Source organism: Ramlibacter sp., from assembly GCF_035554825.1.
Taxonomy (GTDB): domain Bacteria; phylum Pseudomonadota; class Gammaproteobacteria; order Burkholderiales; family Burkholderiaceae_C; genus Ramlibacter.
In genome coordinates this window covers 87,727-110,421 of record NZ_DATMHS010000134.1, presented here as the reverse complement: position 1 = coordinate 110,421, position 22,695 = coordinate 87,727, and the positions used below count along the sequence as shown (strand labels likewise).

Annotated in this window: 20 protein-coding genes; 8 read left to right on the top strand and 12 right to left on the bottom strand. The window is 70.1% G+C overall.

Annotation, left to right across the window (positions count from 1 at the left end):
* Window positions 1-79 precede the first annotated feature (79 nt).
* Window positions 80-304: a DUF6494 family protein gene (locus VNT59_RS16990; protein ID WP_325500250.1), complete on the bottom strand. Its 225-nt coding sequence runs from the start codon at window positions 302-304 to the stop codon at window positions 80-82.
* Between the two features lie 63 nt (window positions 305-367).
* Here VNT59_RS16990 and VNT59_RS16985 point away from each other — a divergent pair, with 63 nt between their 5' ends.
* Window positions 368-625: a universal stress protein gene (locus VNT59_RS16985; protein ID WP_325500248.1), complete on the top strand. Its 258-nt coding sequence runs from the start codon at window positions 368-370 to the stop codon at window positions 623-625.
* 33 nt (window positions 626-658) lie between these two features.
* On the opposite strand, the gene VNT59_RS16980 is transcribed toward VNT59_RS16985, so the two are convergent.
* A complete protein-coding gene (locus VNT59_RS16980; RefSeq protein ID WP_325500247.1) occupies window positions 659-1,927 on the bottom strand; it encodes a putative Na+/H+ antiporter in 1,269 nt (422 codons plus the stop codon).
* Window positions 1,928-2,168: 241 nt separating this feature from the next.
* Here VNT59_RS16980 and dsrO point away from each other — a divergent pair, with 241 nt between their 5' ends.
* The 3 genes from dsrO to VNT59_RS16965 are packed head-to-tail and all read left to right on the top strand — an operon-like array spanning window position 2,169 to window position 7,083.
* Window positions 2,169-2,906, top strand: coding sequence for a sulfate reduction electron transfer complex DsrMKJOP subunit DsrO (gene dsrO, locus VNT59_RS16975; RefSeq protein ID WP_325500245.1), 738 nt, complete (start codon window positions 2,169-2,171; stop codon window positions 2,904-2,906).
* Window positions 2,907-2,908: 2 nt separating this feature from the next.
* On the top strand, window positions 2,909-4,000 hold the full coding sequence (gene nrfD, locus VNT59_RS16970) for an NrfD/PsrC family molybdoenzyme membrane anchor subunit (RefSeq protein WP_325500243.1): 1,092 nt from the start codon (window positions 2,909-2,911) through the stop codon (window positions 3,998-4,000).
* On the top strand, window positions 3,997-7,083 hold the full coding sequence (locus VNT59_RS16965; RefSeq protein WP_325500241.1) for a molybdopterin dinucleotide binding domain-containing protein: 3,087 nt from the start codon (window positions 3,997-3,999) through the stop codon (window positions 7,081-7,083). The genes nrfD and VNT59_RS16965 overlap by 4 nt, the downstream gene beginning before the upstream one ends.
* Here VNT59_RS16965 and VNT59_RS16960 read toward each other — a convergent pair.
* The 10 genes from VNT59_RS16960 to dsbD form a co-directional block, all read right to left on the bottom strand.
* Window positions 7,070-7,720, bottom strand: a complete 651-nt coding sequence (locus VNT59_RS16960) for a response regulator transcription factor (RefSeq protein ID WP_325500239.1) — start codon at window positions 7,718-7,720, stop codon at window positions 7,070-7,072. The genes VNT59_RS16965 and VNT59_RS16960 overlap by 14 nt on opposite strands.
* Window positions 7,704-9,608: a sensor histidine kinase gene (locus tag VNT59_RS16955; protein WP_325500237.1), complete on the bottom strand. Its 1,905-nt coding sequence runs from the start codon at window positions 9,606-9,608 to the stop codon at window positions 7,704-7,706. Before VNT59_RS16955 ends, VNT59_RS16960 begins: the two co-directional genes overlap by 17 nt.
* Window positions 9,609-9,659: 51 nt before the next feature.
* Window positions 9,660-11,747, bottom strand: a complete 2,088-nt coding sequence (locus tag VNT59_RS16950; RefSeq protein WP_325500235.1) for a c-type cytochrome — start codon at window positions 11,745-11,747, stop codon at window positions 9,660-9,662.
* 59 nt (window positions 11,748-11,806) lie between these two features.
* Window positions 11,807-12,394: a nitroreductase gene (locus VNT59_RS16945; RefSeq protein WP_325500233.1), complete on the bottom strand. Its 588-nt coding sequence runs from the start codon at window positions 12,392-12,394 to the stop codon at window positions 11,807-11,809.
* 62 nt (window positions 12,395-12,456) lie between these two features.
* On the bottom strand, window positions 12,457-12,912 hold the full coding sequence (locus tag VNT59_RS16940; protein ID WP_325500231.1) for an OsmC family protein: 456 nt from the start codon (window positions 12,910-12,912) through the stop codon (window positions 12,457-12,459).
* Window positions 12,913-13,221: 309 nt separating this feature from the next.
* Window positions 13,222-13,536 carry a hypothetical protein gene (locus VNT59_RS16935; RefSeq protein ID WP_325500229.1) on the bottom strand — a complete coding sequence of 105 codons (315 nt, stop codon included), beginning with the start codon at window positions 13,534-13,536 and terminating at the stop codon, window positions 13,222-13,224.
* 21 nt (window positions 13,537-13,557) lie between these two features.
* Window positions 13,558-14,925: a dihydrolipoyl dehydrogenase gene (locus VNT59_RS16930; protein WP_325500227.1), complete on the bottom strand. Its 1,368-nt coding sequence runs from the start codon at window positions 14,923-14,925 to the stop codon at window positions 13,558-13,560.
* 20 nt (window positions 14,926-14,945) lie between these two features.
* Window positions 14,946-15,791, bottom strand: coding sequence for a thiol:disulfide interchange protein DsbG (gene dsbG / locus VNT59_RS16925; RefSeq protein WP_325500225.1), 846 nt, complete (start codon window positions 15,789-15,791; stop codon window positions 14,946-14,948).
* Entirely contained in the window at window positions 15,791-16,615 is an 825-nt protein-coding gene (locus VNT59_RS16920) for a TlpA disulfide reductase family protein (protein WP_325500223.1), read from the bottom strand. The genes dsbG and VNT59_RS16920 overlap by 1 nt, the downstream gene beginning before the upstream one ends.
* The gene (gene dsbD / locus VNT59_RS16915; RefSeq protein ID WP_325500221.1) at window positions 16,612-18,438 is read right to left on the bottom strand and encodes a protein-disulfide reductase DsbD; all 1,827 of its coding nucleotides are present in this window, start codon (window positions 18,436-18,438) and stop codon (window positions 16,612-16,614) included. Before dsbD ends, VNT59_RS16920 begins: the two co-directional genes overlap by 4 nt.
* A 111-nt stretch (window positions 18,439-18,549) precedes the next feature.
* Here dsbD and VNT59_RS16910 point away from each other — a divergent pair, with 111 nt between their 5' ends.
* The 4 genes from VNT59_RS16910 (at window position 18,550) to VNT59_RS16895 (ending at window position 22,665) form a co-directional block, all read left to right on the top strand.
* On the top strand, window positions 18,550-19,212 hold the full coding sequence (locus tag VNT59_RS16910; RefSeq protein ID WP_325500219.1) for a response regulator transcription factor: 663 nt from the start codon (window positions 18,550-18,552) through the stop codon (window positions 19,210-19,212).
* Entirely contained in the window at window positions 19,209-20,564 is a 1,356-nt protein-coding gene (locus VNT59_RS16905; RefSeq protein ID WP_325500217.1) for an ATP-binding protein, read from the top strand. Before VNT59_RS16910 ends, VNT59_RS16905 begins: the two co-directional genes overlap by 4 nt.
* Before the next feature lie 257 nt (window positions 20,565-20,821).
* Entirely contained in the window at window positions 20,822-21,541 is a 720-nt protein-coding gene (locus VNT59_RS16900; protein WP_414708406.1) for a c-type cytochrome, read from the top strand.
* The gene (locus VNT59_RS16895) at window positions 21,538-22,665 is read left to right on the top strand and encodes a c-type cytochrome (protein ID WP_325500215.1); all 1,128 of its coding nucleotides are present in this window, start codon (window positions 21,538-21,540) and stop codon (window positions 22,663-22,665) included. Before VNT59_RS16900 ends, VNT59_RS16895 begins: the two co-directional genes overlap by 4 nt.
* Window positions 22,666-22,695 lie beyond the last annotated feature (30 nt).

Here is a 22,695-nt window from a genome sequence, read left to right as displayed (position 1 = left end):
GCGCAGAGCGCGGTGGACCGGGCGCCTCCCCGGCAGCGCCGCGGCGGCACCCGGCGCCGGGGTGCCGCGCCGCGGGGCTTCAAGGCGCGGGGTCGTGCCCCTCCAGCCGGATCTCGCCCTGGAACGCCGCGTTCAGGTGCAGGCCCGCGATCTCCAGCGTCATCCGGGCGGGAAAGGTTTCCGTTCCGGCGATCGCACCGTCCTGCAGCGCCCGGGCGACCGCGTGCTCGATCTCTCGCTGCGAGCTCACGCCGACCATCTTCAGGAACTTGCGGATGCTGATGTTCAGCTCTTCGTCGTTCATGGCTCTCTCCTTGGGCTGCGCCGGATGTGCTGATTGCGGACGGCACAGGAAGCTCGCGGTCGCTTGCTCGACCGGGTGCTGCCGCCGGCCGGGATCAATGCAATCTACCCGGAACTCGCACCACTTCCAATCACCCCGGCGCGAACAGCCCGCGCGCCGCCCCGCGAAGCCGCGCCACGTGCTCCGTCGCTCCCGCGCGTGCGCTGCGACAGCACCGTCACGGGAACGCATGGACGGCACGCGCTGGGGCGCCTGCTGATGGGCTCGGTGGCGAGCAAGGTGATTCATTTCAGCCAGCTGCCGGTCACCTTGGTCAAGTGAAGCGCTCGGCCTGTCGCGGCCGCCGCGCGCCGGTCAGAGCAGCATGAACGCGGCCAGCGCCACCAGCGTCGGCACCGACGCTCCCAGCAACAGGCCGGCTGCTCCGATCGACTGGTCTTCGAAACCGCGCCGCAGCAAGGCGACGCCTGCCGGATTCGGCGCATTCGCGATCACCGTCAGGCCGCCGCCGGTCACCGCCCCCGCGACCAGGCTGTACTTCGCGTCATCGGAAATGCCCTCGATCAGCGATCCGAGATAGGTGAGCGCCGCGTTGTCGGCGATGGCGGTCAGCGCGGTCGTGCCGAAGAACAGCTCGCCCGGCGACATCCGCGCCACCAACGGCTGCAGCCACCATTCCTGCATGCCTCCGAGAACGACGAGGCCCGCCAGGAAGAACGCGACCAGGAGGGCCTCGCGCAGGATCAGCGTGCTGTGGTGTCGTTCGTAGGCATGCGCGAATCCCAGAAACATGAGAAAGACGGCCAGGAAGGCGACCGGATGGTGCGCCAGGGCGACCACGGCAGCCAGGAAGCCGAAGTGCAGCAGCGCAAGCGCCGGCGGGACACGATGGCGGGTCCCTTGCTGCGCCTGCATCACGCCGTCGCGCAAGTGTCGGCGCAGCAGCGCCGTCGCGAGTGTCGCGTTCACCAGGACGGCGACCGCCGCCTTCCACCCGAAGGTCATGAACATGAACCCCGAAGTCCAGCCCCACGTACCCGCCACCATCAGCACCGGGGGCGCCGCGAAGGAGGTCATGGTGCCACCGATCGAGATGTTCACGAACAGCACGCCGAGCGCGAAATATTTCAGCCGCTCTGGAATGCCCTGCCGGAAGACCTGCGGACCCAGCATCAAGGCGCCGATCGTCATTGCCGCCGGCTCCGTGATCAATGACCCGACCAGCGGAATGACGGCGAGACCGAGCCAGGCAAGCGCCAGCGGCGCCGGCAGGGGCAGCCTGCGTGCAAGCGCCTGGGTCGCCCGGAAGACCGTGTGCACGACCGGCCGCGAGGCGGCGATGACCATCACCACGAACACGAAAAGGGGTTCGGTGTACTGCCGGGATTCGGCATAAGCCAGCGCCTGCGCCCCGCCACCGAGCACGGCCATGGCAATGACCAGCAACATTGACCAGAAGCCGAACACCACTTCCACTTCGCCCAGCAGGTGAAGCAATCCGGCGTGGCGGGGGAAGCGCAGGGCGAGCCGCTCGAACTGCTTGGCCGCGAAGGTATGGAGCAGGGCAGCGGCAAAAAGCGCCGCCGCGAGGATTTGAATCGAGTGTTGGGCTTGCTGGTTCATAGGGTCGCGCATCAGCCGCGTGGCGGCCCGACCAGCGCGAGGAACCTGCCCTGTCGCCGATTGTCCGGCGCGGGCACCCACGGGACCAGTCTACCAAAGGGCAGCGCCCGGCGTGGCGAACCTGCAGCTGGACCACTGGGTTCCCCGACTAGGGATGTTTCCCTATCCCGATCGCTTCTTCCGACGATTTCTCCGAACCGGCGGCAGACCTACGCTCAGCTCACATCCACGGAGCTTTGCGATGAAAGACCACCCACAGCCCAGCCGCCGCAGCTTCCTGGCCGCGCTGCCAGTCGTGACCGCGGGACTGGCGGCCCCGACCGCGCGCGCCGGGCAGGACGCGCCGCCGCACTGGGGCATGCTGATCGACACCCGCCGCTGCATCGGCTGCCAGGCATGCACCATCAGCTGCGCCATGGAGAACGCGTTGCCGGAAGGCCAGTTCCGCACCACGGTCGCGACGTACGCGGTTCGCACCGGCAATGGCGCGGCTGCAGTTTCCATGGTCCCGCGCACCTGCAACCATTGCGACGAGCCGCCATGCATCCCCGTGTGCCCGGTCGGTGCCACCTTCAAGCGCGCCGACGGCATGGTGCTGGTCGACGGCGAACGGTGCGTCGGCTGCGCGTATTGCGTCCAGGCCTGCCCGTACGATGCCCGCTTCATCAACCACGAAACCGGCAAGGCCGACAAGTGCACGTTCTGCAGCCACCGGGTGGAGGCCGGGCTGCTGCCGGCCTGCGTCGAGACGTGCGTCGGCGGTGCCCGCATCTTCGGCGACCTGAACGACCCGGCCAGCGAAATCAGCCGCCGCATCAAGGCCGCCGCGGGCCGTACGAGCGTGCTCAAACCGGAAGCCGCCAGCAAGCCGAACGTCTTCTACATCGGACTGGACCGGGACCTCGATGGTCGCGTGAGCGGCGAATCCGCACTCGAAATGACCTGGCGCCCGGGCCACCCGACCCAGCACGGAGCGTGACCATGTACAACACCGTCGAAATCCTTGGCTCCGCGCGGGAAGCAGCCTGGCTGCCCTGGGCGGTCCAGTACTTCTTCCTGATCGGCACCTCGGCCGCCGCGTTCTTCCTGACGCTTCCCGGGCTGGTGTTCGGCCGGGCGCGCTGGTCGCGCGTGTCGCGCCAGGCGCTGCTCGTCGCGCTGGTGTGCGGCCTCACGGCACCGGTCGCACTGCTGTCGGACCTGCACCAACCCGGGCGTTTCCTGAATTTCTATCTCCATCCGAATCTGCGCTCCTGGATGGCCTGGGGCTCGTTCTTCATCCCGCTCTACGTGGCGGGGCTGCTCCTGTATGCCTGGCTGTGCCTGCGCCCGCAACTGGCGGCCCTGGCACGCGCGGAGCGCGGCGTCCGGCTCGCGGCGGTCTACCGCGCGCTCGCTTACGGCGGCCATGACAACCGCGCGGCGGTCAGGCTCGCCGCCGTCGTCACCGCGCTCGGTGCGGTCTTGATCCTGCTCTACACCGGCGTCGAGGTGATGGTGATCCAGGCCCGTGCGCTGTGGAACACGCCCTTGGTGCCGCCGCTGTTGGCGGCCACGGCTTTCGCCGGCGCCCTGGGGATGACGGCGCTGTTCGCGGCGGCGATGCGGCAATTCGACACTGCCCCGCTGCTCACTCGCTGGATCGCCGGCAGCCAGTGGCTCGTGCTTGCGCTGCTGGCCGCATGGCTGGCCTCCGGCGTGGCCGGATGGTCGAGCGCCGCAGCCGAGGTGCTGGACGCCGTGAACGGCTCCGCCGGCTGGGCGATGACATTCGCCTGGCTGGTGGGGAGCTCGCTGCTGACGCTGTGGCTGGCAAGCCGCAGCCCGCGGCGACTGCTGCTGGCGGCCGTGCTGGCATTGCATGGCGCCTGGGCCTTCCGCTGGATCCTGTTCATGGGCGGCCAGGCGATCCCGAAGATGGGCGCGGCGTTCCGCACCTACGCGCTCACGGCGACGCCAGACGGGCTGCTCGGCATCGTCGGCACCGCCGGCCTGTTCCTCGCCATCTACATCGGCCTGACCAGCTTCATCCAGTGGGATGAGCCGGCAGGGTCTGAAGGAGCTTCCTCATGAAAATCAGCAGACGTCGCCAGGTGCTCGCCCTCGGAGGAGTGGCCGCCTTCACCGCCGGCTTTTCGGAAACCGCGGGCCGCATGGTCGGCAAGCTGACGGGAAAGGACCAGCCGAAACACCGGACGGCGGGCAACGCGCCGCAGCCCGAATTCACGGTCGATCGCAACGGCAACCTGTCACTGAACACGGCGCAGCAGGTCAGTTACACGACCTGCCTGGGCTGCACGACGATGTGCGGCGTACGGGTGCGCACCGATCGCGCCACCGGCAAGGTGCTGCGCGTGGCCGGCAACCCCTACAGCCCGCTCTCGACGGATCCGCACCTGCCGATGAAGGCGAGCGTGCGCGAAAGCTTCCTGGCGCTGTCGGCGTTCGAAGGCAAGGGCCTGGCCGGCCGCTCCACGGCCTGCGGCCGCGGCAATGCGGTCGCCCAGCAAATCGACTCGCCTTACCGCGTCCTGACGCCGCTCAAGCGCGTGGGTCCGCGCAACGGCGGCCGCTGGCAACCGATTTCCTTCGAGCAACTGGTCCAGGAGGTGGTCGATGGCGGCGACCTGTTCGGCGAGGGCCAGGTGGCCGGTCTCGCCGCGCTGCGCGACCTGGAGACGCCGATCGACAGCGCGCAGCCCGAGTTCGGCCCGCGGGTCAACCAGGTCGCCGTGATCTCCAGCGTCAACGACGGGCGGGAGAGCTTCGCGCGACGCTTCTTCAACAAGGCGTACGGCACGATGAACTTCTTCGGGCACGGCTCGTATTGCGGCGGCGCCTACCGCTCGGGCTCGGCGGCGCTGTTCGGCGACCTGAAGGGGATGCCGCATGCGAAGCCGGACTTCGCGAATGCCGAGTTCGTTCTGTTCGTCGGCACGGCGCCCGGACAGGCCGGCAATCCGTTCAAGCGCCAGGGCACCCTGGTGGCCAAGGCGCGCACGGAGGGCAAGCTGTCCTATCTCGTGATCGACCCGGTCCTCACCCATGCCAGCAGCCGTGCCAGCGGCGACCGCGGCCGCTGGGTGCCGATCCGTCCCGGGACCGACGGGGCCATGGCGATGGCGATCATGCGCTGGATGTTCGAGAACGAGCGCTTCGACCGGCGCTTCCTCGCTTTCCCCAACGAGCAGCTGGCCAGGGCCGGGGGCGAGCCTTCCTGCTCCAACGCCACGCACCTCGTCGTCGTCGAGCCGAAGCACCCGCGCGAAGGCCGGATGCTGCGCGCCTCCGACCTGGGCGCGGCGCTGGCCGAGGATCAGCGCTACAAGGACGAAGACGGCTTCGTCTGCCTCGACGAGACCGGCACGCCGGTCGTTCACGCGCTCGCCAAGGGCCCGGCGCGGCTGTTCGTCGACACGACACTGGCCGTCGACGGCAAGCAGGTCCGGGTGAAATCCGCGCTGCAATTGCTGAAGGACGAAGCAATGCGGCTTGACCTGCCCGCCTATTCCCGGGCCTGCGGCATCGCGGTCGCGACGCTGGAGGGCATCGCGCGCGAATTGACGTCGCACGGCAAGAAGGCGTCGGTCATCGCCCATGGCGGGATGATGAGCGGCAGCGGCTTCTACAACGCCTATGCGGTCATGACGATCAACGCGCTGCTGGGCAACGTCAACTGGAAAGGCGGACTCGTGGCCAACGGCGGCGGCTTCAAGCCGGACGGCGATGGGCCGCGCTACAACCTCGACACCTTCCCGGGCATGGTCAAGACCAGGGGCACGCCGATCGGGCGCAACGTGCCCTACGAACGATCGAGCGAGTTCGCCGCCGGCAAGGCGGCCGGCAAGCCCTACCCGGCGAAGGCCCCCTGGTTCCCCAACGCGCCGGGGCTGACGACCGAGGCGCTGCCCGCCGCCGTCAATGGCTATCCCTACGGATTGAAAGCGCTGGTCCTGTGGTCGTCCAACCCGATGTACGGCATTCCGGGCCTGCGCGAGCGCATCGGCCGCGACCTGGCCGATCCCGGGAAGCTGCCCCTGATCGTCTCCATCGACCCGTTCATCAACGAGAGCAACGCCTATGCGGACTACATCGTGCCGGACTCGCTGATGTACGAGAGCTGGGGCTGGGTCGCACCCTGGAATGGCGTGCCGACCAAATCGATGGGCGCGCGCTGGCCGGTGATCGAGCCGAAGGCACAGAAGACCGCCGATGGCCAGCCGATCGGCATGGAAACCTTCTTCATCGCCATCGCCAAGGCCATGAAGCTGCCCGGCTTCGGCGCGGGCGCCCTGACCGACGCCCAGGGCACGGCCTTGCCGCTGGACCGGCCGGAGGATTGGTATCTGCGGGCGGGCGCGAACATCGCCTGGCTGGGCAAGGAGCCCGTGGGCGACGCCACCGAGGAGGACATGCTGCTGTCGGGGGTGGACCGGATCCGTCCGGCCCTGCTGCGCACGCTCCAGCCGGAGGAAGCGGCCAAGGTGGCGTTCCTGCTCACGCGCGGAGGCCGATACCAGCCCGCGAAGGACGCCTTCGACGAAGAGAACCAGGAGTGGATGAGAAACATGTTCAAGCCCATGTGCCATCTGTGGAACGAAACCCTGGGCACCTCGAGGAACAGCCTGTCGGGCAAGCGCAACAGCGGTTGCGCCACGTGGCAGGAAGCGAGCTTCGCGGACGGCACGCCGATGCGCAGGGTCTACCCCGCGCACCAGTGGCCCATGGAGCTCGTGAGCTACAAGTCGGCGCTGCAAAACCCCTACTCGATCGGCGCGACCCGGCTGCTGGCGGTGCACCCGGAGAACCCGGTGCTGCTGCACCCCGACGACGCAGCGCGACTGGGGCTGGCGATGGGCGACCTGGCGGAGATCGCGACGCCCAGCGGCAGCCTGCGGGCCCGCATCATGGTGCACGCGGGCATCGCGCCGGGCGTGGCAGCGTTCGAGCATGGCTTCGGCCACCGCGAGCTCGGCGCACGCGCGCACCGCATCGGCAAGCTCAGCCAACCGGACGACGGGCGGCTGGCCGCCGGCGTCAACCTCAACGACATCGGCCTGCTGGACCCGACCCGGGGCGACCGCGCACCGTGGGTCGACGCCGTGTCGGGCACCTCCGTGCGCAACGGACTGCCCGCACGGATCAGGCGGGTGTAGTCGGCTCGTCCAGGGCCGTCGGGTTGGCCCGCAGCATGAGGCGCGCCAGTTCGGCGGCCGACGACACGCGGGCCTTCTCCATCACGTGCTGGCGGTGGATGTGGACTGTCTTCTCGCTGATGCCCAGGCCCGCGGCGATCAATTTGTTCGGCTGGCCTCGCGCCACCAGTCGCGCCACTTCCCGTTCCCTGGGCGACAAGGTCTCCAGCAGGCGCAACGCGTCGTCGCGGATATGCTGCTCGTGCAGCGCCTCGACGCTGCGCCGCATCGCGGCGGCGACGGCGTCGAGCACCACCTGGTCCTTGAAGGGCTTCTCGATGAAATCGGTGGCGCCCGACTTCATGGCTTGAACCGCCATCGACACATCGGCATGGCCGGTCATGAACACGATCGGGATGGCGTTGCGGTGCTGCTGCAGCACCTGCTGCAGCTCGAGCCCGCTCATGGCCGGCATCCGAATGTCCAGGAGCACGCAAGCGGGCTGGGCCGGCTGCCTCAGCGCCTCCAGAAACTCTTCCGCGGACGCGTGCAGCTGGACCCGCCATTCGACCGATTCGAGCAGGAAGCGAAGCGAGCGCCGCAGTGCGGGGTCGTCGTCGACGACATGAACGATGCACTGCTCAGGTTGGTAGTTCATGGCAAGGAAGCGAAAAGGTGAAGCGCATGCCGACGCCATCGGCATTTGGTTCGGCCCACAGCCGGCCGCCGTGGGCCTCGACGATGGTCTTGCAGATCGGCAGGCCGAGGCCCAGCCCCTCCGGCTTGGTCGTGAAGAAGGGTTCGAACAGGCGCGCGCGCTGCGACTCGTCGAGACCGACCCCGCGGTCGATCACGTGGACCAGCGCGCGCCGCTGGGCGCCCTCGACGACCACCTCGATGCGCTGCCGCGGCGGCGCCAGGCTGCGACCGGAATCGATCGCGTTCTTGATCAGGTTCAGCAGGACCTGCTGGATCTGCTGGCGATCAGCGAGCACCTCGCAGGTCGCGCGGCCGCCGTCGCGGATGGCGATCTCCGGCGCCTGCGCCAGCATGCCGGCAACCAGGCGCCGCGCTTCGTCGGCGATGGCTGCCAGGTCCACCGGCTCGCGCACGGCTGCGCGTTTCCGGGCGAAATGACGGATGCGCTGGACGATGCCGCCGGCTCGCTCGGCCTCGTTGGCGATCTCGGTGCACGCCTGCGCCAACGCCTCGGGCGTCAGCGTCCTGCTGGCCTGGCGCCGCAACAGCGTGCGGGCGTAGGTGCCGATCGTGGTCAGCGGCTGGTTGATCTCGTGGGCCAGGTTGCCCGAGAGCTCGCCGAGCACCGACAGGCGCGAAAGATGCTCCATCTGTTCCTGGTGCTCGCGCATGCGGTCTTCGGCCGTCTTGCGCGCCTGCAGCGATTCGCGCAGTTCGGCCGTCCGCCGGTGCACCTGGTACTCGACCCGCACGCTGTGGACGATCCCGGCGATCAACAGCGACACGAGCCCCAGCAGCCAGGGCCAGAAGCGGCGCGCCAATGCTTGCGGTGTCAGCCGGTGCAGGTCCTGGTAAGGCCCCACGCCGAGCTCCTGGTACAGGTCATGAACCGGGCGGTAATCGGCCGGAACGGTCCAGCTCACCCGGTTCTTGCCCTCCGGTATCGCGAGCAACGCCCGCGCCACCGCCTTCGCCAGCGCCGGTTCGGTCTGGCGCGTCACCGCGATGGGCCAGTCGGGATAGAGCCGCGTCGACGTCGCGCACGGGAAGCCCGGCTCCGGCTGCGGGGAGATCACGCGCAACTCGCCCTGTCCCAGATACCCCTCGGCGGCCAGCTGCTCCAGCACGCAGGTGCGCACGATGCCTGCGTCGACCTGGCCCCGCCGCACGGCCTCCACCACGTTGGTCATCGGCAAGCCCACGAAGCGCAGGCCCTGGAGGTCGGAGCCGGGGTTCACTCCCCGCTGCTTCAATTCGCCGGCGGCGATCAGATACCCCCCGAATGCGTCGGGCGCCACCGCTGCAACGCGCTTGCCGGCGAGGACTCCGAGGTCCCCCAGATCGGTGCGATCGCCTCGTGTGAAGACCGTCGAGCCGAGCGCGCGCGCCGGCGATCGCGCCGGCCCCGACGCCAGGGTGGCGATCCGGCTCAGGCCGAACTCGGCTTCCATGGTCACGTAGTAGCCGGGATTCGTGATCACCAGATCGACGGCTTGCGCGGCGATGGCCCGGCGCAGGCCTTCGGCGTCGTAGTGCACGAGACGAAACTGGTGTTCCGGCAAGGCTGCGCTCAGGTCCTGAAGCAGCGGCGCCCAGTCGGTCACGGCCGCGCGTTCGCCCTGCCAGGCGAACACGCCTATGGAGACCGTCCTGGCCGCGGCCGGGCTGTTGGCAAGGACGGCGGCGGCGCACAACGCGACGCCCGCAGCCAGCCGCCACCAGTGGGAGACGCGGAAATGGGCCCTGGCTCGGCCCACTGGATCCCGCCCGCAGGGTGCGTGGTTCGCCCAGGCGAGCGAAAGCGATCGGCGACGGCCCGCGCGCTGGAAATTCATCGCCGCGTGCATGAAGCACTGTCCGCCCGGAAGTCCCCCGGCGGAACACCCGCGCCCCGACCGTCAATAACGCGCATCCGCCGGCTTCGGATCCTTGGGCCAGTCCTTCGCCTTGGGAGCGAAATCCGGACGTGGCTGGTGGGAGAAATATTCGGCCACGTCCACTGCGTCCTGGTCGGACAGGCCGCCCTGGCCCAGCGGGAACTTCTCGTGCATGCCGATCGGCATGTTGCGCTTGACGAAGGCCGCCGCGGTATAGGTCCGTGCCATCCCGGCCCCGATGTTGAAAGACTGCTCGCCCCAGAGCGGCGGATAGATGAACCTGCCCCCGGCTGCCGTGAGCCCCTCGCCGTCCTTGCCATGGCAGACGGCGCATTGTTCCGCGTAGACCTTCTTGCCGTTCTCGACGTTCGGCTTGATCTTGGGGTCGATCTTGCCGACCCCGCGGCCCGCCACCTTGTCCTCGGGCTTGGTCTGGCCTTTCATCCAGTCGAAGTACGCCACCATCGCCTGCATGTCGCCGGAGGCCACGGGGATGGGCTTGCCATTCATGGACCGCAGGAAGCAGCCGTTGATCCGGTCCTCCAGCGTGATCACCCTGCCGGCCCGCGCGGCGTAGCCCGGGAAGAAGGCGGAGACCCCGACGAAGGGCGAACCGTCGGCGACGGTGCCCGCGTTGAGGTGACAGCTGGTGCAATTGAGCTGGTTGCCCACGTTCTGCGGCAGCAAATCCTTGGTCTCCAGATGCAGCCGCATCCCGCGCACCAGCTGGTCCGAATTCGGGCGCTCCAGCATCGCGGCCAGGCGCGGCGTCTCGAATGGCGAAGCGTCCACCTTCGGCGTCAATTCGGCACGCACCTTCTTCACTTCGGAGGCGGTGATGGGTCCCGCATTGTTGCCCCAGCCCTGGCGCACGAAGCTCAGGATCTCTGCAATCTCCTGATCGGACAGGCGCGCGAAGGCGGGCATCGTATACACGCGCGGGTGCGCTGCCGTCTGCGCGGTCTTCCACCCCGTCAGTGTCACGTGCAGGAGGGTCGCAGGGTTTGCCGACGCCACCGACGCGTTGTTCGCCAGCGGCGGGAAGATCCCCGGCACGCCGCTGCCATCCTGCCGGTGGCAATCGACGCAGAACTGCACATAGCCGAGGCCACCGCGCGTGGTGAAGAGCTTGGCCGGGACGGCCGCCGCCGTGCCGCCGGCCTCGCCGCCGGGCGCCGCCGGCATGGGCACCTCATCCGCGCCGGGCGGCAGCGACTTCAGGTAAGTGGCCACCGCGGTCAGGTCGGCGTCGCTGAAGTACTGGGTGCTGTGGTGGATGACCTCCACCATGTTCCCCGAGACGCTGCCGAACCGGTTCTGCCCGGTCTTGAGCATCTGCACCGTGTCCGGGACGGTCCACAAATTGCGCAGGCTCGGCGCACGCCACACCTCCACCGTCTCTCCGGCAAGGTAGAACTTGCCTCCCGTACCCGCCTGCGACATCGCCTTTTCCTGGAAACCGAGTCCCCGTGGCGTGTGGCAGGCTCCGCAATGGCCGGCGCCTTGCACCAGGTAGGCCCCGCGGTTCCATGCGGCGTCCTTGCTCTGGTCGGGCTGGAACGGCGTCTTGTCCAGGAATGCCCAGTTCCAGAGCGCCAGGCCCCAGCGCATGCTGAAGGGCCATTTCATCTCGGAAGGCTTGTTCGCCGCGCGCACCGGGGCCTGGCCCTCCATCAGGTACACGTACAGGTCACGCATGTCCTGGTCGGTCAGCTTGGCGTAGGACGGATAGGGCATCGCCGAGTAGAGGTTGTGGCCATCCGCGGCCACCCCTTCGCGCACGGCACGGTCGAACTGCTCGAACGAGTAGTTGCCGATACCGGTTTCGCGATCCGGCGTGATGTTCGTCGAGTACAGCGCGCCGAACGGCGTCTTGAGTTCGAGCCCGCCCGCCATCGGCTGGCCCTGCGGCGCGGTATGGCAGGCGACACAGTCGCCCAGCCGGGCGACGTACTCGCCCCGCTTGATCTGGGCCGCCTTGGCACCGGTCGCGTCGGCCGCCGAAGCGACCGCGCCGGCGGCGCCAGGCGCCTGCGCCGTGGCCCCGGTCTGCCACAGCAGCAGCCAGGCGCCGACCAGCGCGGAGAGGAAAACATTCCGGGATGTCATGACGGATTCGTTGAGTGAGGGTGATCAGTGGGGGGCGGCCCGGCAGCGCCGCCGGGGCATCAGGTCCAGTCGCACAGGATGGCAGCGGGGTCGTCGACCTGCCTGGCGCGACCTGCCTGCGTCGGGGTGCCCGCGACGACCCAGGCGACCAGCGTCTCGCCCGCCTCGCAGAACGCTGCCTGGATGGTGGGGCTGCACACCGAGGCGCCGCTGAGCACCTTGGCCCCATAGCCGAGCATGTGCAGGCCGTTGAGAAAATTCATGACGGCCGCGCCGACGCAGATCCACTGCTCGTGCACCGGCACATCCGCCGCACCTTCGCCGACCCTGGCCACCACCGCGAGCAGCGCCGGTCCATTGTGCGCACGGTCCCGTGCCCGCTCGACTTCGGCCGGGCCGTGCCCGCGCCGCGCGGCATCGGCGGCGAACAAGCTGCCGAGCCGCTCGCGCTGGTGGTCGGGCACGTTCACGAACCGGAACGGGCGCAACTGGCGATGGTCGGGGGCGCGCAGCGCGAGTTGCGCTGCCTGCAGCAACTCGTGCGCCGACGGCCCCGGCGGCACCAGGTACTTCGGCCCGAGCGAATAGCGTCCGGCAAGAAACGCGATCAGGCTGCTCACGTCCTCGCCAGCCGCGGGCAGGGACATGACGGCCGCAGGCGTCGCGCGCGCCTGAACCGGACCGAGCGTCTTCGTGCAGCCCGACTCCCTCATGGCGCCGCCCGGACCGCTTCTGCGATGCCGACGCTGGGCACCAGCTCGCACTCGCCATTCAAGGAGTTGGTGATGAGACAGGCGCGCTTGGCCTTCTCCAGGGCAGCGCGGGCCAGCGTCTCCTGTTCGGCCGCCACGATCGACAGCCGCGGCCTCACGATGTATCGAGCGAAGCGCATGACGCCATCGACGCGGTCGAGGACGCCTTCGACATCGACTTCGAGCTGCGCCCACTCCAGTTTCGAAGCTCTTGCGACGGCGCGGAACGACAGGATGTAGCAGTCCGCGATGGAAGCCACCAGCAGGGATTCCGGCGACCAGGCGCCGCCCGGCCCGCCGAACTCCGGCGGTGCATGGGTGTCGAGCGCCGGCGCGTCCGTCGTGGTCACGGCAACGCTGCCGCTGAGGCCGCCGCGGGCTTGGGCGTGGTAGTGATGAGGCAAGGGATGCATGGAACGCCGGCTGGACTATCTTATAAGTGACAGCTTATTGATTGAGCGCCGCTTGCGCCTTGACAAAAACCAAGCTTTTGCTTTTTCCATAAGCCGACGACCATGTAAGAACATGTGTTGGCCCCCGCTGCGGCCGCGGTCGCCACGCGTCGAGCCGGCGCCTTGGGAAGACGCGAGCAGCGGCCCGGGGAGCCAACGTCGCACAGCCTATTCGGCAAGGCTGCGCTGGAACATCCGCGGAACCGGGCAGCCGGCTAGGGAAGATTTCCTATTGCGGCCGCCCGCCGTCATCGGCGGGGGGAGGCGCCCTCAGGCCCGGATGTAGGACCAACCTTCCCGCTGCATCCTCGCCAGCCCGAGCACCGCCCCTTCCTCGAGGATGGCCAGTGGCGCCGGCGCGCTGCGCCCGAGCTTGTTCAAGGTGTTGCGGCACACGAGCGTGATGGCGTCCGCGGCCGGGCTCGGCTCGTCCAGGGCCGCGGCGACCGCCTCGGCATTGACCACGATTCGCACCAGCGGCCGCGGCTGGGCGGCCTGCAGGTTGCCGGCGTTGCTGCGGGCGCGCTTCAGCGCCGCCGCCGTCGGCGCATGCAGCACGATCCGGATGGTCTGGTCTTCGTTCATTTCGGCACTCCGTCGGGCCTGTCAGGCAAGCTGCGATGCAACGTCCTTGAGCGCTGACTGCAGCATCTCCTCGGTCGTGGGGTGGTAGTACGGCATTTCCAGCAGGCTGGCCGCCGATTCGCGGCGCTGCACGGCCCAGGCCAGCAGGTGCGCCAGGTGTTCGCCGCGCGCGGCCATGAGGCTGGCGCCGAGCAGCGTACCGCTGCCGCGCTGTGCGTAGATGCGCACCAGGTTGTCGGTCGCGGCGAGGATTCGCGAGCGACCATTGCCGCTGCCCTCGGCCGTGCCGACCACCGTGGTCGTCAGGTCCAGCTGATCGAAAGCCATTCCCACGGCCGCGACGTCGGGATCGCTGAACACGATCGACATCCGGGCGCGCCGCTCCGCTGCTGCCGGCGGCCGGCCGTCGAGCAACGCCAGCGCGCCGCGCGCCGCGATCACGCCTTCATCCGCGGCTTCGTGCAGCAGCGGCCGGTCCGGATGGACATCGCCTGCGAGGAACACGGCCGCCTCGCCGGCGCGCAGCGTGGCCGGGTCCACGCGCGGCTGGCCCCTGTCGTCCAACGCGACGCCGCCGCCTTGCAGATCGAGCTTGTCGACGTTCGGTCGCCGCCCGACGGCGGCGAGCACCATGTCGACGGTCTCGCTGCGTTCGCCCGACGACACGCTGACGCCGGCCGGTACGGCCTGCGCCTGCATCGGCTGGCCCAGCCACAGCGGCAGTTCGCGGCCGAAGCGCCGCAGCGCCCGCTCGCGCACGGCCGGATCGACGATCCCCGCCACCGTGTCCAGCTGGTCGCCGGCGACAACGCGCACACCCAGGCGAGACAGCGCCAGCCCCATCTCCAGCCCGATCGCGCCCAATCCGACAATGCCGATGCTGCCCGGCAGCCTTTCCAATTCGAACAGGGTGTCGGTGGTCAGCAAGCGGTCGCCCAGGGCGGCCAAGGACGGGGGAACGACGGGCCGCGAGCCGGTCGCGATCACGAAGGCGCGGGCCCGCACGCGCCGGCCATCGACGTCGAGCTCGCCCGGCGCCACGAACCGCGCCGTTCCCATCAGCAACCGGTCGCCGGCGGCCGTGCGCGTGCGCTGGGCGGCGCCGGCGGCCAGCGCATCCCGGGTGGCGCGGGCGCGCGCCCAGAGCGAATCGGCCGACACGGCCGTCATCGGGGAGTCGCCTGCAAGCTCGCGCAACAGCGCCCATTCGTGCGCCGCGTGCAGCACGGCCTTCGACGGCATGCAGCCGACACGCGCGCACGTCGTGCCCAGCGGGCCGTGGTCGATCCAGACGGCAGTGCGGCCGGCACGGGTGATTTCCCGAAAGGCGGTGCTGCCGGCGGTGCCGGCACCGATCACCGCGACGTCGGTGGTAAGGACGGGACTCACTTCTCTGTTCTCCAGCGCGATCAGCGCGGTCCGAGAATCTGCGCCATGGCCGCCGGCGGCGCGCCGGTGCGGGTCTGCACGGCGCCCGTGGCATCGCGCCAGGCGAAGGCCGGAGTGGCCTGCAGCCGCAGGCTGGCCATCAGCTTCTCGTTCGCGTCCAACTGCGCTCCGATCGCCGGCGGGATGCTGGCCAGCGGCTTCAGACTGCCGTCGCCCAGCGGCTTGGGCCGGCCGGCACCCAGCACCTTGGCATTTTCAGCCACGTGGCCGCGCTCGTAAGCCGACAAGGCAGCCGCCGGATCCTTGCTGGCCAGCAGGGCGGCCGCTTTCCCCGCGCTGGTCGGCGTGAGAATTCCGACCATGATGTGGCGCAGCACGACTTTGCCGCTGTCGACCCATGGCCGCGCATCGGCCCAGAACTTGTTGCAGTAAGGACAGTTGGGGTCCGTGAACACGTAGACCACGCGCGGCGCGTCGGCCTTGCCGTCGCCGATCCAGTGGCTGCGCTCGAGCTCCTTCCACACCCCCGCCGTCATCGGTGCGCGCACCGCCTTCTCCAACGCTGCCTGGGTGACATCCTTGCCTTGCGCGTCGAGCATGGTGCCCAGGATCAGGTGCTTGCCGTCGGGCGTGGCATAGAACGCGAGCGGCTGCTGGCCCGCATAGCCGGCCCAGGCGGTCAATCCGCCCGGCGCCGGAAAGGTGCCGACGATCGTCACGCCTTGCGACTGCAGCGCCTGCAGCGCCTCGGGACGCTCCTGGGCGGAGGCAGCAGCCGCACATGCGGCGAGCGCCAGGGCGGCCCATGCGGGTCGGCCGGGTGCCGGCAGCTGCCTGCCAGCGGAATCGAACGGAGAGATGGTCATCAGCGGGACTCGGGTTGAATGGAAAGCGTGCCGAGCCGCTGGCTCAGCGTTGCGTGCGACAGTTCGCCGACGCGCGTGTCGACCAGGCGGCCGGCGGCGTCGTAGAACAGCGTGGTGGGCAAGGCGCGGTGCCCCAGTTCGACGCCGGCCTGCCCGTGCAGGTCGAGCAACACGTTGCGCAAGGGAAGCTGCTCGGCGGCGAGGAAGGCGCGGACGCGATCGGGCGCTTCGCCCTGATTCAGGAAGACGAAATTCACATCCGGCCGCTTCGCCTGCGCCTGCTGCAGCACGGGCATTTCGCGGCGGCACGGCGGGCACCAGGTGGCCCACAGGTTGACGACCGTGGGCTTGCCCCGGAAGCTCGCGAGCGGCACCACCGGGCCCTCGATGGACTGCACCGCCAGCGGCGGGAGCCGATCGCCGTCCTTCGGCATCATCGACCAGGAGAGCGCGCCCAACAGCCACACCGCACCCGCGGTGCCGATGGCCGCCGCCAGCGGCTGGCGCCACGGCGGCCGGCGCAGCGCGGCGAAGAGGGCATAGGCGCTCGCGGCCAGCAGGCCGGCAAGCGGCGACCAACCGCCGTCCCGGATGTCGAGGAGGCCCAGCGGCTGCTGCCGGTAGCCATCGAAGAACTGCACGACGAACGCAGCCCGCGCCGCGACCAGCCCTGTCACCAGGATGCGAAAGAGCAGCGGCTCGATATCGACACCGCCGGCGCGCCCCGCCAGCTTGCCGGCCAAGGACCCCAGCACGGCGCCGGCCAACGCCAGCAACAGGCCGTAGGTGAAGGTGAGCGGCCCGAGTGCCAGTGTCGCGCTCATGATGGCTCCCCCGCCGCAAGCCGCGCCAGCAGGTCGCGCGCCGAGAATTCGCCCACCAGTCGCTGCGCGCGCCGCTCCCGGCCTTGCGCGTCGAACAGCATCACCGTGGGCGGACCCATGACCTGGTGCCGGCGCATCAGCGCCCGCTGAGCCGCATCGCTCGCGGTGACGTCCGCGCGCAGCACCGCGACGCCGGCCAGGGCTTTGCCTACCTGCGGATCGCCGAACACTTCGCGATCGATGGTCTGGCACGACGCGCACCACGCGGCCGAAAAGTCGACCAGCGCCGGCTGCCCCGCCGTCCGGGCGGCGTCCAGGCGCGCCTGCAGCGCCAGCGGATCGGTGAACGTCTCGAACGCCGCGACCCCCTGGCCTTCCGGCGCTGGCGCAGCCGCCGGCGCGCGCACGAGCGGTGCCAGCGGGCGCAGCGGATCGGCGCCCCCGGCGGCCGCGCCGAAGACCATCGCGCCGGCCCACAGCGCCCCCAACATGGCCGCGCTGCGCACTGCCAACCCGGCGCGGCCCCCGCCGGCCGCCAGCTGCCATGCGGTCACCGCCAAGGAGCCCAGCAGTGCGCCCGACAGCAGGAGGGTCGCGTGCGGTGCCAGCACCCGTGCCACCAACCAGGCCGCCGTCCCCAGCAGCACGAACCCGAAGGCGCCCTTGACGCGGTTCATCCACGGCCCCGGGCGCGGCAGGAACCGCGCGCCCAGCGTGCCGACCACGAGCAGGGGCAGCCCCATGCCCAGTCCCATGGCGAACAGCAGGAGCGCACCTTCCAGCACGTTGCCGCTCTGGGCGATGTACAGCAGCGTGCCGGCGAGGGGCGCCGTCATGCAGGGACTGACCATGAGCGCGGACAGCACCCCCATGGCGGCCGCGCCGGCCGCACTGCCGCCCTTCGGCTGAGCGCCTGCGAGGCGGTCGCGCAGCGCGACGGGCAGCTGCAGCTCGAAGAAGCCGAACATCGAGAGCGCGAGCGCGACGAACACCCCGGCGAACGCCAGGATGGCCCACTGGTTCTGCAGCAGCGCCTGCAGCCCGGCGCCGGCGAGCGCGGCGGCCACGCCCAGGGCGGCGTACACAAGGGCCATCGGCAGGACGAAGGAAAGGGTCAGCACGAATGCGCGGCGCGGCTCGGCCTGGCTGCCGGCCACCATGCTGGACACGATCGGAACCATCGGCAAGACGCACGGCGTGAACGCCATGGCGATGCCGAGCAGCAGAAACACGGGCACCGACCACCACAAGGTGCGCCGGCCGAGCCACTGCGTGATGCCGCTTTCGCTCCAAGGCGGGTCCGCCTGCGCCGGCACTGCGGCGCCGGTGGTGCCGGTGGGGGTGCTGGCGGTCGTGGCGGACCGGCCGGCACTCGCACCGCCGATTCCCGCCAGCGAGACCGTGCGTTGCTGCGGCGGGTAGCACAGGCCAGCTTCGGCGCACCCCTGCCACCCGACCTGCAACGCGGTGGCCTTGCTTGCATCGGCCACCACCGTGACGCCTTCGTGATAAACCTCGACCACACCGAAGTTGGGGTCGTGCTTGCGCTCGCCACCCGGGCGCGTGACCTTCCCTACAATTCCGCCGGGCGTGGCCGAGACCGTCATGCGATCGCGATACAGGTAGTAGCCCGGTGCGATACGCCATGAGAGCTGCACCTCCCCGGCCCGGCCGCCCGCCGCCACCGTCAGCTGGAACGCCTGTTCCGGCTCCAGGAACGGCTGCTCGGCGCGGGCCACTGCGGCGCCCACCGCCAGCCAGGCGGCCAGCGCCACCCCGCCGCACAGGCGCAGGAACTGTCCGGGGCAAAAGCGATTCTTCATGGAGGACGGTGCGGTTCGTTCGCGCCAGTGTGCGCGGCAGCGATTACGTGGGCGTTAAGGCCCCCGGCCTCCAGCCGCGCGGCCGCCAAACCTCTTCCCGGGAGCTGTTGCTTGCATGTTCTGTTGATCGAAGACGATGCGCTGGTGGCCCGCGGGGTGGCAAGCGGGTTGCGGCTGCATGGATTCACCGTGGACCATGTCGACACCGCGCGCCTGGCCGACGCCGCGCTGGCTGCCTCGCAGTTCGATGTCGCCGTGCTCGACCTCGGCCTGCCGGACGAAGACGGCATGAGCCTCCTGGTGCGCTGGCGCGCCCGCGGGCTGCACATGCCGGTGCTGATCCTGACGGCCCGCGATGCGGTCGCCCACCGCGTCGCGGGCCTGCGCAGCGGCGCCGACGACTACCTCCTCAAGCCGTTCGATCTCGACGAACTCGTGGCACGCCTGCACGCGCTGACGCGACGCGCCGCCGGCCGCAGCGTCGACCGGATCGAGCACGGCCAACTGAGCTTCGAAGCCGCCACCGGCGAGGTGCGGCTGCGGGGCGAACCGGTCGATCTGTCCCGCCGCGAGACGACGTTGCTGCACACGCTGCTGCGGCATCCGCGGCAGATCCTCAGCGCCGACCAGCTGCGCGATCGGCTCTATGGGCTGGGCCAGGACGTCGAGAGCAACGCGGTGAACGTGCACATCCACCATCTCAGACGCAAGCTCGGCCCGGAGATCGTCGAAACCGTCCGCGGCCTCGGCTACCGCCTGGGAGCTGCCGCGTGAAGAGCCTGCGACGGCGCCTGCTGGTCATCATCGGCGGCTCGCTCCTGGTCCTGTGGTCGTTGGTCGCTGCCTGGATGCTGGCCGACCTGCGCAGCGAGCTGCGCGCGGCGCTGGACGATCGCCTGGCCGCGTCGGCACGCATGGTGGCCGGCCTGACGCTGCAGTTCCCGCAATCACCGGCTCCGGCCGCCAATGCCGCGCAGCCACTGATGGACGTGGTCGGACGCGACGGCGTGGCGTGCGAAGTCAGCCTGCTGCGCGGCGAAGTCAGCCGGCACACGATCGCCCGCACGGCCAGCAGCCCCGGCCTGGCGGACGTGCCATCGGGTTACAGCACCCGGGTCTTCGGCGGCAAGGTGTGGCGCACCTACGTTCTGCAGCAAGGAAACATCCGTGTCGCCACGGCCGACCGCGTCGACATGCGCGAGCTGCTGCTGCGCGACGTCGCGCTGGCGGCCGGCGTCCCCTTCGCGGTGGCGCTCTCGGGCAGCCTGCTGATGCTGTGGTTCGGGATCGGCGGGGGCCTCGCGCCGCTGGAACGGGTGCGCAAGCTGCTGGAGCAGCGTCGCCCCGAGGACAACACGCCACTGGCCCGCATGGCAGTGCCGCGGGAGCTGGCGCCGCTGGTCGGCACCATCACCCATCTTCTGGAACGGGTGCGCGGCGCCATCGCACGCGAGCGCCGGTTCACCGACGACGCAGCCCACGAATTGCGCACGCCGCTGACCGCCATCAAGACCCACTTGCAGGTGCTGCGGCTGGCCGCGGGGCCATGCCCGCTGCCGCAGCCGGCGCAGGAGGCGCTGAGCAGCGCGGACGACGGCGTGCTGCGGATGGAGCGCACGCTCGAGCAACTGCTGCAGCTTGCCCGGCTGGAGGGTCCGGACGGATTCGGCGCGGCGATGGCGTGCGATGCCGGCGATGCCGCGCGCGAAGCGATTCGGGACGCGGAGGCGGCGCACGGCCGGCCCGGGCAGGTGCGGCTGGAACAGCCGCATGCACCGCTGGCCGTCGCCGCGCCGTGCGGCCTGCTGGCCGCTGCGCTGCGCAACCTGTTGGACAATGCCTTGCGGGCGTCGCCGATGGCCAGTTCGGTCACCTTGCGCGCCGAGCTGGGTGCAAGCGAGCGCGTCGTCTTCAGCGTGCTCGACCGGGGGCCCGGGCTGACCCGGGACGAATGCGCGCAAGCTGTGCAGCGGTTCTGGCGGCGCAGCCCGGCGGGACGCGGCAGCGGACTGGGCTTGTCGATCGTCGCGACCATTGCCGAACGGTGTGGCGGCACCCTGGCCTTGCGTCCGCGGGATGGCGGCGGCCTGGCGGCCGAGCTTTCGATCCCGCAGGCCTCCCGCTGACCATCGGCTGGTCTGCTTTCGCTTCGTTGCCATCGTCGAGCACACAGCGGCGCAGAGAACACGTATGCTAGGCCGCAACAGGCGCATCGCACCGGCAGCGCGCAGCCAACGACCCCAGTCGGTCGCATGTGCTTCGGTGCTGGGCCGGGTCGACCGGATGGTCCTTCGCATCGGAGCTGGCTGGACGGGGCACGCAGCGTCCTGAGCCTTGGCGCGGAACAACGCGGCAGACGCTGGCGAGATCCCATGCGCCCGAATTGAAAGCCAGCCACGAGACCATGACGCGACCATCTTTCCTTGCCCGAGCCACCGCCCTGCTGCTCGTCGCCGCGGCCAGCAGCGCCGGCTGGGCTTCACCGCCGCCAGCGGACAGCGCCGGCGCTCGCATCGCGACCGCCGGCACGCCGAACGGGGCGCCCGCCTGCGCCGGGTGCCACGGCGCGCGCGGCGAAGGAACCGGTGCCTTTCCGCATCTGGCGGGGACGGGCGCGGCCTACTTGCGCGAGCAACTGGAAGCCTTTGCCGGCGGCACGCGCAAGAACGAGATCATGGCGCCCATCGCACGGGCGCTTTCACCGGAACAAAGAACCCAGGTCGCGGATCACTACGCCGGACTGAGCCGGCCCGCCGCGGCACCCGACCGGGAGGCGCGCGGTCCGGCCGACCTCGGTGCCTGGATCGCGACCCGCGGGCGCTGGGACGACGGATTGCCCGCCTGCGCCCAGTGCCACGGCCCCGGCGGCAGCGGCGTCGGCACCAGTTTCCCGCCGCTCGCCGGACAGCCGGCCGCCTACCTCGCCCAGCAGCTCAAAGCGTGGCAGGCAGGAGCCCGGCCGGCCGGGCCGCTCGGTCTCATGGAAGCCGTCGCGCGCAAGTTGAAGGACCCTGACATCCAGGCCGTCAGCGACTACTACGCCGGGCTGGCGGCCGCCAGCGCCGCCGCGCCCATGGCGGCGGGGACGAAAGGCACGCCATGAGCCCACCTCGTCATTTCGAAGCGGGCCGGGTGTCCTGGCGGCTGATCGTCATCGTCGGTCTGGCCGCATTGCTGCTGCTGGGGATGTTCCTGGCATCCAGCGTCCTGTTCCAGCGCTCCATCCGCCAGCCGATCGAAGGCGCCTACACCGCCGCGCCTGCCCCTGCCGCTTCATCCGCGCCCGCGCCCACCGCGGCGTCGGCGGCCGCCCCCACGACGGCGACCGCGCCCGAAGCCGTGCGCGCCGACGCGCCGCCCTCGCCTGCGGCCGCAACCGTGGCGTCCGCTTCGGTCGCGTCCAGGACCTTTCGGCCGCCCTCCGAAGACAGCATCCCCAACGACGAATACGGAAAGATGATCCGGCTGGGGCAGAAGGTGTTCACGGAGACCGGGAAATACGCAGCGAACTATGTCGGCAACGATCTGACCTGTGCGAACTGCCACCTCGACGCCGGACGCAAGCCCGACTCCGCGCCCTTGTGGGCGTCGTTCATCCACTATCCGGCCTTTCGCAGCAAGACCGGGCAGGTCGACACCCTGGCCGCGCGGCTGCAGGGCTGCTTCCAGTACAGCATGAACGGCAAGGCGCCGCCGCAGGACGACGAGGTGATGACCGCGCTGCAGACCTACGCCTTCTTCCTGGCCAAGGGCGCGCCGGTCGGCATGCCCGTGCAAGGAGGCGGCTATCCGAAACTGGCCAAGCCCGGGCAGCCGCCCAGCTATGCGCGGGGTGAAGCGGTCTACGCGCAGAACTGCGCCCTGTGCCATGGCGCCGATGGCCAGGGCCAGCGCGCCGGCGACCGGCAGGTCTTCCCGCCCTTGTGGGGACCGCGCTCGTTCAACTGGGGCGCCGGCATGCACCAGGTCAACAACGCCGCCGGTTTCATCTACGCCAACATGCCGCTGGGCAAGGGCAGGAGCTTGACCGAGCAGGAAGCATGGGACGTGGCGCTGTTCATGGACAGCCATGAGCGGCCGCAAGACCCCCGCTTCGCCGGTTCGGTGGCCGAGACGCGCAAGAAGTACCACGACAGCGAGCATTCGCTCTACGGGCTGGCGGTCAACGGTCGCGTGCTCGGAACGGGTGCCAGGGCAGCCGGCCGGACCGAGAGGAAATCACGCTGACCGGACGGCGTTTCGGCCAAGCTGCCGGCA

What these genes read in the sequence shown, in the direction of transcription:
- VNT59_RS16990 (WP_325500250.1), bottom strand. Translation starts at nt 304, where the DNA reads ATGAACGACGAAGAGCTGAACATCAGCATCCGCAAGTTCCTGAAGATG.
- VNT59_RS16980 (WP_325500247.1), bottom strand. Translation starts at nt 1,927, where the DNA reads ATGAACCAGCAAGCCCAACACTCGATTCAAATCCTCGCGGCGGCGCTT.
- dsrO (WP_325500245.1), top strand. Translation starts at nt 2,169, where the DNA reads ATGAAAGACCACCCACAGCCCAGCCGCCGCAGCTTCCTGGCCGCGCTG.
- nrfD (WP_325500243.1), top strand. Translation starts at nt 2,909, where the DNA reads ATGTACAACACCGTCGAAATCCTTGGCTCCGCGCGGGAAGCAGCCTGG.
- VNT59_RS16965 (WP_325500241.1), top strand. Translation starts at nt 3,997, where the DNA reads ATGAAAATCAGCAGACGTCGCCAGGTGCTCGCCCTCGGAGGAGTGGCC.
- VNT59_RS16960 (WP_325500239.1), bottom strand. Translation starts at nt 7,720, where the DNA reads ATGAACTACCAACCTGAGCAGTGCATCGTTCATGTCGTCGACGACGAC.
- VNT59_RS16955 (WP_325500237.1), bottom strand. Translation starts at nt 9,608, where the DNA reads ATGCACGCGGCGATGAATTTCCAGCGCGCGGGCCGTCGCCGATCGCTT.
- VNT59_RS16950 (WP_325500235.1), bottom strand. Translation starts at nt 11,747, where the DNA reads ATGACATCCCGGAATGTTTTCCTCTCCGCGCTGGTCGGCGCCTGGCTG.
- VNT59_RS16945 (WP_325500233.1), bottom strand. Translation starts at nt 12,394, where the DNA reads ATGTCCCTGCCCGCGGCTGGCGAGGACGTGAGCAGCCTGATCGCGTTT.
- VNT59_RS16940 (WP_325500231.1), bottom strand. Translation starts at nt 12,912, where the DNA reads ATGCATCCCTTGCCTCATCACTACCACGCCCAAGCCCGCGGCGGCCTC.
- VNT59_RS16935 (WP_325500229.1), bottom strand. Translation starts at nt 13,536, where the DNA reads ATGAACGAAGACCAGACCATCCGGATCGTGCTGCATGCGCCGACGGCG.
- dsbG (WP_325500225.1), bottom strand. Translation starts at nt 15,791, where the DNA reads ATGACCATCTCTCCGTTCGATTCCGCTGGCAGGCAGCTGCCGGCACCC.
- VNT59_RS16920 (WP_325500223.1), bottom strand. Translation starts at nt 16,615, where the DNA reads ATGAGCGCGACACTGGCACTCGGGCCGCTCACCTTCACCTACGGCCTG.
- dsbD (WP_325500221.1), bottom strand. Translation starts at nt 18,438, where the DNA reads ATGAAGAATCGCTTTTGCCCCGGACAGTTCCTGCGCCTGTGCGGCGGG.
- VNT59_RS16895 (WP_325500215.1), top strand. Translation starts at nt 21,538, where the DNA reads ATGAGCCCACCTCGTCATTTCGAAGCGGGCCGGGTGTCCTGGCGGCTG.